This window comes from Pseudomonas sp. P4_C1, assembly GCF_056402155.1.
On sequence record NZ_JBFUHY010000112.1, the window covers coordinates 1 to 11,265 of the forward strand.

11 protein-coding genes and 1 pseudogene are annotated in these 11,265 nt (G+C 58.1%); 5 read left to right on the forward strand and 7 right to left on the reverse strand.

The window, feature by feature from the left end; translation table 11 throughout:
* Positions 1 to 527: pseudogene (locus tag AC1DU9_RS28405) on the forward strand (IS4 family transposase); the annotation flags it as partial.
* Positions 528 to 758: 231 nt separating this feature from the next.
* Here the strand turns inward: AC1DU9_RS28405 and AC1DU9_RS28410 are convergent.
* The 3 genes from AC1DU9_RS28410 to AC1DU9_RS28420 form a co-directional block, all read right to left on the reverse strand.
* The gene (locus AC1DU9_RS28410; protein WP_477811135.1) at positions 759 to 2,417 is read right to left on the reverse strand and encodes a cation acetate symporter; all 1,659 of its coding nucleotides are present in this window, start codon (positions 2,415 to 2,417) and stop codon (positions 759 to 761) included.
* On the reverse strand, positions 2,414 to 2,725 hold the full coding sequence (locus AC1DU9_RS28415) for a DUF485 domain-containing protein (RefSeq protein WP_008020577.1): 312 nt from the start codon (positions 2,723 to 2,725) through the stop codon (positions 2,414 to 2,416). Before AC1DU9_RS28415 ends, AC1DU9_RS28410 begins: the two co-directional genes overlap by 4 nt.
* A gap of 240 nt (positions 2,726 to 2,965) precedes the next feature.
* A complete protein-coding gene (locus tag AC1DU9_RS28420; protein ID WP_223463913.1) occupies positions 2,966 to 3,817 on the reverse strand; it encodes a glycine betaine ABC transporter substrate-binding protein in 852 nt (283 codons plus the stop codon).
* A gap of 288 nt (positions 3,818 to 4,105) precedes the next feature.
* Here AC1DU9_RS28420 and AC1DU9_RS28425 point away from each other — a divergent pair, with 288 nt between their 5' ends.
* Complete coding sequence (locus AC1DU9_RS28425; protein WP_477811136.1) at positions 4,106 to 5,701, forward strand: glycoside hydrolase family 17 protein; 1,596 nt, start codon at positions 4,106 to 4,108, stop codon at positions 5,699 to 5,701.
* Positions 5,702 to 5,824: 123 nt separating this feature from the next.
* Here AC1DU9_RS28425 and AC1DU9_RS28430 read toward each other — a convergent pair whose 3' ends face one another.
* Complete coding sequence (locus AC1DU9_RS28430; RefSeq protein WP_223463911.1) at positions 5,825 to 6,193, reverse strand: hypothetical protein; 369 nt, start codon at positions 6,191 to 6,193, stop codon at positions 5,825 to 5,827.
* A 225-nt stretch (positions 6,194 to 6,418) separates the two neighbouring features.
* Between AC1DU9_RS28430 and AC1DU9_RS28435 the strand changes: the two genes are divergently transcribed.
* Both AC1DU9_RS28435 and AC1DU9_RS28440 read left to right on the forward strand, forming a co-directional pair.
* On the forward strand, positions 6,419 to 7,717 hold the full coding sequence (locus AC1DU9_RS28435) for a serine/threonine protein kinase (RefSeq protein WP_223463910.1): 1,299 nt from the start codon (positions 6,419 to 6,421) through the stop codon (positions 7,715 to 7,717).
* Positions 7,710 to 8,498, forward strand: a complete 789-nt coding sequence (locus tag AC1DU9_RS28440) for an MlaA family lipoprotein (protein WP_108218693.1) — start codon at positions 7,710 to 7,712, stop codon at positions 8,496 to 8,498. The genes AC1DU9_RS28435 and AC1DU9_RS28440 overlap by 8 nt, the downstream gene beginning before the upstream one ends.
* A gap of 142 nt (positions 8,499 to 8,640) precedes the next feature.
* Here AC1DU9_RS28440 and AC1DU9_RS28445 read toward each other — a convergent pair whose 3' ends face one another.
* Positions 8,641 to 9,555, reverse strand: a complete 915-nt coding sequence (locus tag AC1DU9_RS28445) for a DUF808 domain-containing protein (protein WP_223463909.1) — start codon at positions 9,553 to 9,555, stop codon at positions 8,641 to 8,643.
* 134 nt (positions 9,556 to 9,689) lie between these two features.
* Here AC1DU9_RS28445 and AC1DU9_RS28450 point away from each other — a divergent pair, with 134 nt between their 5' ends.
* On the forward strand, positions 9,690 to 10,295 hold the full coding sequence (locus AC1DU9_RS28450; protein WP_223463908.1) for a TetR/AcrR family transcriptional regulator: 606 nt from the start codon (positions 9,690 to 9,692) through the stop codon (positions 10,293 to 10,295).
* A gap of 102 nt (positions 10,296 to 10,397) precedes the next feature.
* Here AC1DU9_RS28450 and AC1DU9_RS28455 read toward each other — a convergent pair whose 3' ends face one another.
* Together AC1DU9_RS28455 and AC1DU9_RS28460 are read right to left on the reverse strand one after the other, a co-directional pair.
* Positions 10,398 to 10,856: an REP-associated tyrosine transposase gene (locus AC1DU9_RS28455; protein WP_477811137.1), complete on the reverse strand. Its 459-nt coding sequence runs from the start codon at positions 10,854 to 10,856 to the stop codon at positions 10,398 to 10,400.
* A gap of 214 nt (positions 10,857 to 11,070) precedes the next feature.
* Positions 11,071 to 11,265: integrase core domain-containing protein (locus tag AC1DU9_RS28460; protein WP_457265921.1), on the reverse strand; the 195-nt coding region annotated here is incomplete at its 5' end.

Here is an 11,265-nt window from a genome sequence, read left to right on the forward strand (position 1 = left end):
TGATGTGGTTCTGGAGCAACTTGCCCGACACCGTCAGCGCCGGGCAGATCGCCGAGTTATACCGTCGTCGCTGGAGTATCGAAGGGATGTTCCAGCGCCTGGAATCGGTGCTGGACAGTGAAATCGAAAGCCTTGGCGCTCCGCGGGCGGCGTTGCTGGGATTTGCTTCAGCGATCCTGGCCTACAACGTCCTGGCAGTGCTCAAGCGCAGCGTGGAACAGGCTCATCGCGAGACATTGCCCGAAGGCTGGGAAGCTTCGATCTTCCATCTGACGGTACAAGTGCGTAGCGGATACGAGGGCATGCAGATCGCACTGCCCTCGGATTACCTGACACTTCAAACGACCTCAGAAACGCTGGCAACGCGACTGTTGGCGCTCGCCAGGAATATCAAGCCCAAGCAAGTGGCCAAAAGCCTACGTGGTCCCAAAATCGCCAAACCCAAGGAGTGGCTGGACGGCAAAGCTGCGCATGCTCATGTGTCGACGGATCGGGTGCTCAAGGCCCATAAAGGGAAAACACCTTGAAAGGGCTGGCTGTAAGAGCGGAACCATAAGCCGCCGTTACCGCAGGAATGGATATGTACGCGATAAACAAAAGACAGGTCGGCTGCCAGGCCGCCTTCGCGAGCAGGCTCGCTCCTACAGTAAATCGGTACATCCACGAAATTCGGGTCGATTACCGCCCAATAAAAAATGCCCCGATCTCTCGACCAGGGCATTTCCATTCAACACAACTTAAACAGTCAAACCGAACGCTTAGTGCGAAACCGCCCCACTCGCCCCCAACCCGGTCTGCGAACGAACAAACTGCGGGAAGAACAGCGCCCGCTCATTGTCAGCCGCAGTCGACTTGTCGGTAACCGAGAAGAACCAGATCCCGACAAAGGCAATCATCATCGAGAACAACGCCGGATACTCATACGGGAAGATGGCTTTCTCGTGATGCATGATCTGCACCCAGATGGTCGGGCCAAGGATCATCAGGCCTACAGCACTGATCAGGCCCATCCAGCCGCCGATCATCGCACCGCGAGTGGTCAGTTTTTTCCAGTACATGGAAAGCAGCAGCACCGGGAAGTTGCAGCTCGCCGCGATGGAGAACGCCAGGCCGACCATGAACGCGATGTTCTGGCTTTCGAACAGAATGCCCAGAATGATGGCCAACACACCCAAAGCAACGGTGGTGATCTTCGAAATACGAATCTCATCCTTCTCGTTGGCCTTGCCCTTCTTGATAACGCTGGCATACAGGTCGTGGGACACCGCCGACGCACCGGCCAGGGTCAGACCGGCCACTACTGCCAGAATAGTCGCGAACGCCACGGCCGAGATGAAGCCCAGGAAAATGCTGCCACCGACCGCGTTGGCCAGGTGCACCGCCGCCATGTTGTTGCCACCGAGCAACGCGCCGGCCGCGTCTTTGAAGGCCGGATTGGTGCTGACCAGCAGGATCGCGCCGAAGCCGATGATGAAGGTCAGGATGTAGAAGTAACCAATGAAGCCGGTTGCGTACAGCACGCTCTTGCGGGCTTCCTTTGCGTCACTCACGGTGAAGAAGCGCATCAGGATGTGCGGCAGGCCAGCGGTACCGAACATCAATGCCAGGCCGAGGGAGAACGCCGAGACCGGATCTTTCACCAGGCCACCAGGGCTCATGATCGCTTCACCTTTAGGGTGAACCTTGATCGCTTCGGAAAACAGCAGGTTGAAGTCGAAGTTGACGTGTTTCATCACCATCAGCGCCATGAAGGAAGCGCCGGACAGCAACAGGACCGCCTTGATGATTTGCACCCAGGTGGTCGCCAGCATGCCGCCGAACAACACGTAAAGGCACATCAACACGCCCACCAGGATCACCGCGACGTGATAGTCGAGACCGAACAGCAGCTGGATCAGCTTACCGGCACCGACCATCTGGGCGATCAGGTAGAACGCCACCACCACCAGCGAACCGCAGGCCGACAGTGTGCGGATCTGGGTTTGCCCCAGGCGGTAGGACGCCACGTCGGCAAAGGTGTACTTGCCCAGATTACGCAGACGCTCGGCGATCAAGAATAGAATGATCGGCCAACCCACCAGGAAGCCGATCGAATAGATCAGTCCGTCATAGCCGGAAGCGAACACCAGCGCGGAAATCCCCAGGAACGAGGCGGCCGACATATAGTCGCCGGCAATCGCCAGACCGTTCTGGAACCCGGTGATCTTGCCGCCCGCCGCGTAGTAGTCGGCCGCCGACTTGTTGCGCTTGGAGGCCCAGTAAGTAATGCACAGGGTTGCACCGACGAACACCACGAACATCAGGATCGCGGCGACGTTGAGAGGTTGTTTATGCACTTCACCGGTCAGGGCTTCTGCCGCCCAGGCGCCCGGTGCAAAAGCCGCGATGCTCAATAGAGCCAGTAGACGCCGGATCATTGCTGAGCCTCCTTGAGAATCGCATTGTTCAGGTCGTCAAACTCGCCATTGGCACGTCGTACGTAGATACCGGTCAGGACGAAGGCCGAAACAATCAGCCCGACGCCGATCGGTATGCCCCAGGTAATCGAAGACTCGGGACTGATTTTCGTCCCCAACACTTGCGGCCCGTAAGCAATTAAAAGGATGAAGGCGGAGTAAAGCCCTAGCATGATCGCCGAAAGAATCCAGGCGAATCGTTCCCTCTTGCTAACCAGCTCCTTGAAGCGCGGGCTGTTTTGAATCGAGAGGTAAATGCTGTCGTTCATTGTTTTTATCCTCGCAGCACAGATTTAGTTGGAACGGTATCCACTCTATGCGGCTGCGGGGCAGGTTCCAGACGACCTTAGTCTTAGAACCACATGACGGATTCGCCAATTTCCAGCATGTACAAAACAACTGTGGGAGCGAGCTTGCTCGCGAAAGGGCCATAACATCCAACATCGTTGTTGTCTGTTACACCGCAATCGCGAGCAAGCTCGCTCCCACAGGGTAAAGCGAGGTGCCTGTTATTTAGTCCAGGCAGCCACACGATCAGGGTGTTTGGCGACCCAATCCTTCGCCGCCGCTTCAGGCTTGGCACCATCCTGGATCGCCAGCATCACCTGGCCGATTTCATCCTTGGATTCCCACTGGAAGTTCTTCAGGAACTTGGCCACTTCCGGCGCCTTGGCCTCCAGGCCCTTGCTGCCGATGCTGTTCACGGTTTCAGCCGCGCCGTACACGCCCTTCGGATCTTCAAGGAAGCGCAGTTTCCACTTGGCGAACATCCAGTGCGGCACCCAGCCGGTCACTGCGATGGATTCGTTTTTCTTCTCGGCACGGGTCAGCTCGGCGATCATGCCGGCGCCAGAACTGGCCTTGAGTTGATAGCCGGTCAGGTCGTAGTCCTTGATCGCCTGATCGGTCTTGAGCATCACGCCTGAACCGGCGTCGATGCCGACAATGCGGTTCTTGAAGGTGTCGTCGGTCTTGAGGTCGTCAATGGTCTTGGCCTTGACGTATTCCGGCACGATCAGGCCGATTTTCGCGTCCTTGAAGTTCGGGCCGTAATCGACGACCTGATCCTTGTTCTTCGTCCAGTAATCGCCGTGGGTCACTGGCAGCCAGGCCGACAGCATGGCGTCGAGTTTGCCGGTGGCCACGCCTTGCCACATGATCCCGGTGGCGACGGCTTGCAGCTTCACATCATATCCGAGTTTCTGCCTGATCACTTCTGCGGCCACGTTGGTCGTGGCGACACTGTCAGACCAGCCGTCGACATAACCGATCGTCACTTCCTTGCCGGCGGCACTGGCCACGGTAGAGCTGATCGCCAGCACCAAAGCGGCACCTGCGCCCAAGAGTCGTCGCATCTTCATCGTTACTTCCCCGAAAGTGCTGCACTCGACGGATGCCGAGTCGCTTAAACGTATTGTTATGGTGCACAGCGCCCCCATCACGCCTAACCGCAAACTCGTTCGAACATCAGCGGAGTACTGACGCCTTCGATGATCAACCTGACGCTCTTGGCGACCTGCTCTGCCAGCGACCTCGAGGCAACGAGAAACGACATCAGAACGCCATTAATCTTGAGCGCGACCAACGCACCGCAGACTCCGCCCGAACATTGCATGTCAAAATCATGCGGGCCACCAAGCACACGGTAAATGCAGGTAACATGCGCCGCTTTGCTCCCACACGGCCTTTCCATGTCCGCGACATCCCGCTTCCCTTTTGCTGCTTATCTATTCGCTTGCCTGCTCGGGCTGTTTGCCCTGGGCGGCTTCTGGTACGACCTCGGTAAACCGGTGATATTGCCGGACGTGGCCAGCGCAACGCACAAGCTGCAATGCGCGTCCTACACACCGTTCGACAAGGATCAATCGCCGTTCGACCAGCCCTTCAAGCTGCGCCCCGAACGCATGGATGCCGACCTCGCGCTACTGTCCAAAAGCTTCGAATGCATCCGCACCTATTCCATGACCGGCCTCGAAGCCCTGCCGGAACTGGCGCGCAAGCATGGCTTGAAAATGATGATTGGCGCATGGGTGAACAGCAACCCGGTGGACACAGCCAAGGAAGTGGAGCTACTGATCGCCGAAGCCAACGCCAACCCGGACGTGGTTACTGCGGTAATCGTCGGCAACGAGGCCCTTTTGCGCAAGGAAGTCACCAGCAAGCAGTTGGTGAAACTGATTGAGCGAGTCAAAAGCCAAGTCAAACAACCCGTCACCTACGCTGACGTTTGGGAGTTTTGGCAAAAGCATCCCGAAATCGCTCCATCGGTGGACTTCGTGACTATCCATCTGTTGCCTTACTGGGGCGATTACCCTTGGGACGTCGAGGTCTCCCTGTCGCAACTTGCTGCTGTGCGCGAGTYGTTCAGCGGTATGTTCGCGCCCAAGGAAGTGTTTATCGGGGAAACCGGCTGGCCCAGTGAAGGCCGTCAACGAAGAATCGCTGTACCTAGCCGGGTCAACGAAGCCAGGTTCATTCGCGGCTTTGTCGCCATGGCCGAGCAACGGGGCTGGCACTACAACCTGATCGAAGCCTTCGACCAGCCATGGAAACGCGCCAGTGAAGGTGCAGTGGGTGGTTACTGGGGGCTGTTCGATGCCGATCGCCAGGACAAGGGCGTGCTGGCCGGGCCAGTGACAAACGTACCCTACTGGTCGCAATGGCTGGCGGTGGGTGGCTTGATCTTCATCGGCACGTTGCTGCTCGGCGGCCGGGTTCGCACGACGCGTTCGGCACTGTTGCTGCCCCTGCTCAGCGCATTGGCGGCCTGCTCGATTGGCGCCTGGGGTGACCTGGCACGGGTGACCACGCGCTTTACCAGTGAATGGTTGTGGGTCGGATTGCTGACCGCGCTGAATCTGTTGGTGCTGGCCCATGCCACGCTGACATTGAGTCCTCGCAGCGGTTGGCGCGGCCAGGCTTTCAACTGGCTGGAGCGCCGTGCTGGCTGGCTGGTTGCAACGACAGGTTTCGCTGCAGCCGTGATGATGCTGGAACTGGTATTCGACCCGCGTTATCGCAGCTTCCCGAGTGTCGCGTTCATCGTGCCTGCGCTGGTTTATCTGTGCCGCCCGGTGAATGTGCCGCGCCGCGAGGTTGCGTTGCTGACCTTCATCATCGGTGTCGGTATTGCGCCGCAGCTGTTTCGTGAAGGTTTGCAGAACCAGCAGGCCTGGGGCTGGGGGCTGGTGAGTGTGTTGATGGTGGCTGCGTTGTGGCGTTGCCTGCGGGTTCGCAAGGTTTAACACTTTAGCGACCTGACTGGCCTCATCGCGAGCAAGCTCGCTCCCACAGGGTTACTCAGTGAACGCAGAGTTTGTGTACGACAATGATCCTTGTGGGAGTGACCTGCTCGCGATGACGGACTATCAGGCGCTACGAGGCGCCCTGACCAACCGCAGCCCCGCAATCACCACCGCAAACACCGCCAGCGTCGTGTTGTACAACGCCAGCGCCGGAAACCCGAACGCCAGCGCCAGCACCGCCAGCCACCAGCCCGCCCGCCCCGGCACGACAAAGCCGATGATCGCCGCACCCAGCGCTGCCCAGCCCAGCACCCCGAAGTGGATCATCAGCCCCAGGTTCGATCGCACCTGGCATTCCCAGCGACTTGCCTCATCCACGCAAATGCCGACCCACTGCGCATCCTCCATGAAGCCATAACGCGCGCCATAACTGGCGGCCAGCCATACAGGCAGCAATACAAGCAGCAGAAACACGGGCAGACGGCGAGACATGAAACACTCCAATTGGCGAAAAACGGCGGCCAGCTTAATCACCCGAAAGCGTTACGCAAGCGATAACAACTGTTAACTGGTCTTTCAATCGCGGCAAAGTGTATCGTCCAGCTACTACTATTGGGCAATCGGGCCTGTTTGGTGCCGATGGTTGGCACTTTGACGCAGATCCGATGGTCATAGCCTGCGAAATTCATTCGGCACCTTCCTCTAAGGGATTTAGTCATGCTCCGTTCCTTGCGCTTCGCCGCCCTGTTTGGCGGCCTTATTTTGAGTGCGTCCGCACTGGCGGTCGATATAGATGCCGCCAGTTATGGCTACCCCCTGACCAACCCGTTCGAGGCGACCATCGCGACCACGCCGCCGGACTTGCGTCCGGAGTTGCCCCTGGACGATGACATCGATCAGACAGTGCGCAGCGTCACCTTGCGTCCGGAACGGGCGTTCGAATTGCCGGATAATTTCTGGGCGGTCAAGAAACTCGACTACCGCATTGCCACGCAGGATCACGCCGCACCACTGATTTTCCTGATCGCCGGCACCGGCGCACGCTATGACAGCACCCTGAACGAATACCTGAAGAAGCTTTACTACAAAGCCGGCTACCACGTGGTGCAGTTGTCATCGCCCACCAGCTATGACTTCATGAGCGCTGCATCACGCTTCGCCACACCGGGTGTTTCCAAGGAGGACGCCGAAGACCTGTACCGGGTGATGCAGGCCGTGCGGGCACAAAACCCGAAACTGCCAGTCACCGATTACTACCTGACTGGCTACAGCCTGGGCGGACTGGATGCCGCTTTCGTCGCGCACCTGGACGAAACCCGCCGCAGCTTCAACTTCAAGAAAGTCCTGCTGCTCAACCCGCCGGTCAACCTCTACACCTCGATCACCAACCTCGACAAGCTGGTCCAGACCGAGGTCAAGGGCATCAACAACAGCACCACGTTCTATGAGCTGGTACTGAACAAACTGACCCGCTACTTCCAGCAGAAGGGCTACATCGACCTCAACGACGCCCTGCTCTACGACTTCCAGCAGTCCAAGCAGCAACTGTCCAACGAGCAGATGGCCATGTTGATCGGCACCTCGTTCCGCTTTTCGGCGGCCGACATTGCCTTCACTTCGGACCTGGTCAACCGTCGCGGCCTGATCACTCCACCCAAGTTCCCGATCACCGAGGGCACCAGCCTCACGCCATTCCTCAAGCGTGCGCTGCAATGCGACTTCGACTGCTACATCACCGAACAAGTGATCCCGATGTGGCGCGCCCGTACCGACGGCGGCAGCCTGCTGCAACTGATTGACCAAGTGAGCCTGTATGCGCTGAAGGATTATCTGCACGACAGCCCGAAAATCGCCGTCATGCACAACGCCGATGACGTGATCCTCGGCCCTGGCGACCTCGGTTTCCTGCGCCGGACCTTTGGCGATCGCCTGACCGTTTACCCGCTGGGCGGCCATTGCGGAAACATTAACTACCGCGTCAACAGCGACGCCATGCTGGAGTTCTTCCGTGGCTAAATACCTCCTGCTTTTCGCAGCGTTACTCTGTGCAGGCGTCGCCAATGCCGACAACAGCAAAGCCAACGCCCCCGTGGTCGTCGACAGTGATGGTTTCAAGGAACCGCTGAGCAAACTCAAATTCAACCCGGGTCTGGACCAGCGTGAGTTCGAGCGTTCAACCCTCAGCGCGCTGACCGTCTACGATCCGCTGGAAGAGTGGAACCGGCGCGTCTATCACTTCAACTACCGCTTCGATCAATGGGTGTTCCTGCCGGTGGTCAATGGTTACCGCTACGTCACCCCGAACTTCCTGCGCACCGGCGTCAGCAACTTCTTCAACAACCTCGGCGACGTGCCGAATCTGATGAACAGCCTGCTGCAACTCAAGGGCCAGCGCTCGCTGGAAACCACCGGGCGCCTGCTGCTCAACACCACCATCGGCATCGCCGGCCTGTGGGACCCGGCCACCGCCATGGGCCTGCCGCGCCAAAGCGAAGACTTCGGCCAGACCCTGGGCTTCTACGGCGTGCCGGGTGGCGCTTATTTAGTCCTGCCGATCCTCGGTCCGTCGAACCTGCGTGATACCGGCGGCCTGGTGGTGGATTACTCGGCCGAGAGTGCGATCAACTTCCTCAACGTGGCCGAAGTCAGCTCCAACCATCCGGAAGTGTTGATCCTGCGCGGCATCGACAAGCGCTACCAGACCACCTTCCGCTATGGCCAGACGAACTCGCCGTTCGAGTACGACAAAGTGCGTTACGTGTATACCGAAGCGCGCAAGTTGCAGATCGCCGAGTAATTCGGCCACACAAAAACCTGTGGGAGCGAGCTTGCTCGCGATGGCGGTGTTTCAGTCAACTTAGATGTTGAATGATATGGCCTCATCGCGAGCAAGCTCGCTCCCACATTTGTTATGTATGCTTGTAGGAAGAGTTCTGAATTCAACCCTTCAGGGCCTTCCAGATTTTGCTGACAGCCATGACGCCAACCAACACCACCGCCCCTGCGACAATCCCCGCCACTCCATTGAGCAACACCGGCACGATAAATCCGCCGCCACCCGCCGCAGCACCGACACTTTCGACCCAGTGATGCACCACCGGCACACCGTGGGTCAGGATGCCGCCACCGACCAGAAACATCGCCGCCGTGCCGATCACCGACAGGCTCTTCATCATGTACGGCGCAGCACGCAGAATGGCGCCACCGATGCTTTTCGCCATCTGCCCGGGCTTTTGAGTCAACCAGAGTCCAAGGTCATCCAGCTTGACGATACCCGCCACCAGGCCATAGACGCCGATGGTCATGACGATTGCGATCCCAGACAGCACGATGACTTGCTGGCTCAACGGCGCACCGGCCACGGTGCCAAGGGTGATGGCAATGATTTCCGCCGAGAGAATGAAGTCGGTGCGGATCGCACCCTTGATCTTGTCCTTTTCGAACGCCACCAGATCCACCGCCGGGTCTGCCACCGCCTCGACCAGTTCAGCATGTTCGACCTGATCTTCGGCCTTGCTGTGCAGAAACTTGTGGGCGAGTTTTTCAAAGCCTTCGAAGCACAGATAGGCACCGCCGACCATCAACAACGGGGTGACCAGCCACGCAATGAACGCACTGATGGCCAGCGCCGACGGCACCAGGATCAGTTTATTGATGAACGAACCCTTGGCGACCGCCCAGACCACCGGGATTTCCCGCTCGGCACGCACGCCGCTGACTTGCTGGGCGTTGAGTGCCAGGTCGTCACCGAGTACGCCGGCCGTTTTCTTGGCGGCCATTTGGGTCATCAATGACACGTCGTCCAGTACGGCGGCGATGTCGTCAATCAGCACCAGCAAACTGCTTCCTGCCATGAATCGGGTTTCCTTCTGCAATGAATGCGCAGCAGCATAGCGCGGCGTCACGGGTCGCGGTGCATTCTTGAGCGCCGCGCGAGGCCGGTGATACCATGCGCAACCGCCAGAACAGGCAAGGAATCACCCGGTTTATGAGCACTATCCGCGAGCGCAACAAACAACTGATCCTGCGTGCCGCCAGTGAGGAATTCGCCGACAAAGGCTTCGCTGCGACCAAAACCAGCGACATCGCAGCCAAGGCGGGATTGCCCAAGCCCAACGTCTACTACTACTTCAAATCCAAGGAAAACCTCTACCGCGAGGTCCTGGAAAGCATCATCGAGCCCATCCTGCAGGCTTCGACACCGTTCAATCCGGACGGCGAGCCCGGTGAAGTGCTCAGCGGCTACATTCGCTCAAAAATCCGCATCTCCCGCGACCTGCCTTTCGCGTCCAAGGTGTTCGCCAGCGAAATCATGCACGGCGCGCCCCACTTGAGCAGCGATCTGGTCGAACAGCTCAATGGCCAGGCCAAACACAACATCGAGTGCATCCAGACCTGGATCGACCGTGGGCAAATCGCCCCCATCGACCCCAACCACCTGATGTTCAGCATCTGGGCCGCGACCCAGACCTACGCCGACTTCGACTGGCAAATCACCGCCATCACCGGCAAGGCCAAGCTGGATGAAGAAGATTACGAAGCGGCAGCGCAGACGATTATCCGGTTGGTGCTCAAGGGGTGTGAGCTGGACTGAGGGATTGAGTCGTCTGCATCGCGAGCAGGCTCACTCCTACATTTGGAACGCACTCCCCTGTAGGAGTGAGCCTGCTCGCGATCGAGGCGACACGGTCTCAGCTCAAACCCAGATCGCATCCCACAACGGATAGTCACCAAGCTTCTCCACCAGCCCAGCCCGCAACGGGTTGGCTACTACATATCGAGCCATATTCACCAAATCCTCTTCCCGTCGCAGTGCCCGATCATGAAATCCTCTCTGCCAGAGACTGGTGGTTCGACCGGTAGACTGCTTCACGGCTTTGGTACTCATCGACTTGGTTTTCTGCATCAGCTCACTCAATGACCCCTTCTGCAACTCAATTAACCAATGAAAATGATCTGGCATGACCACCCAGGCCAACGAGCTTGCAAAGCCTAGATTCTGTGCGTTTCGAAATTGATCGACCACCAGCCTGCCCAAGGTGAAATCCTTGAAAACCGGGGCCCTGTGAAGCGTGTTGGTGGTTAACAGATAAATTCGACTGGTTTCGGCATAGCGGCCGATTCGCAATCGATTTGCGGCAGGTAAATCCGGCATTCCTTTGCCTCCCATGATCAGGTCATGAGAAGGCTAGCTCTGTGGATTCAAGTGGGTGGGGCACACTATTGACTGGATGTGTCTGATAGATAGCTATCGCGAGCAGGCTCACTCCTACAGGGGTTCTGGCATTCAGACAATTTTGTGTCCAACCACAAACCCTGTAGGAGCGAGCCTGAACTGGTCAACTAATTTTGGACACCAGTTACGGTTTTCATGCCGCCAGTTTTTCCATAGCTACCGGTGAACGATAGCCGTTGTAGCTATGGAGCCTGACGTTGTTGTAACGCATCACGTAGCGTTGCACGTCTATGCGGGCTTCATGCTCAGAGTTGTAGCCATCTTCTGGCACCCACTCTGATTTAAGGCTCCCAAAGAAACGCTCCATCGGGGCGTTATCCCAGCACTC

What these genes read in the sequence shown, in the direction of transcription:
- AC1DU9_RS28420 (WP_223463913.1), bottom strand. Translation starts at nt 3,817, where the DNA reads ATGAAGATGCGACGACTCTTGGGCGCAGGTGCCGCTTTGGTGCTGGCG.
- AC1DU9_RS28450 (WP_223463908.1), top strand. Translation starts at nt 9,690, where the DNA reads ATGAGCACTATCCGCGAGCGCAACAAACAACTGATCCTGCGTGCCGCC.
- AC1DU9_RS28415 (WP_008020577.1), bottom strand. Translation starts at nt 2,725, where the DNA reads ATGAACGACAGCATTTACCTCTCGATTCAAAACAGCCCGCGCTTCAAG.
- AC1DU9_RS28455 (WP_477811137.1), bottom strand. Translation starts at nt 10,856, where the DNA reads ATGCCGGATTTACCTGCCGCAAATCGATTGCGAATCGGCCGCTATGCC.
- AC1DU9_RS28410 (WP_477811135.1), bottom strand. Translation starts at nt 2,417, where the DNA reads ATGATCCGGCGTCTACTGGCTCTATTGAGCATCGCGGCTTTTGCACCG.
- AC1DU9_RS28435 (WP_223463910.1), top strand. Translation starts at nt 6,419, where the DNA reads ATGCTCCGTTCCTTGCGCTTCGCCGCCCTGTTTGGCGGCCTTATTTTG.
- AC1DU9_RS28445 (WP_223463909.1), bottom strand. Translation starts at nt 9,555, where the DNA reads ATGGCAGGAAGCAGTTTGCTGGTGCTGATTGACGACATCGCCGCCGTA.
- AC1DU9_RS28430 (WP_223463911.1), bottom strand. Translation starts at nt 6,193, where the DNA reads ATGTCTCGCCGTCTGCCCGTGTTTCTGCTGCTTGTATTGCTGCCTGTA.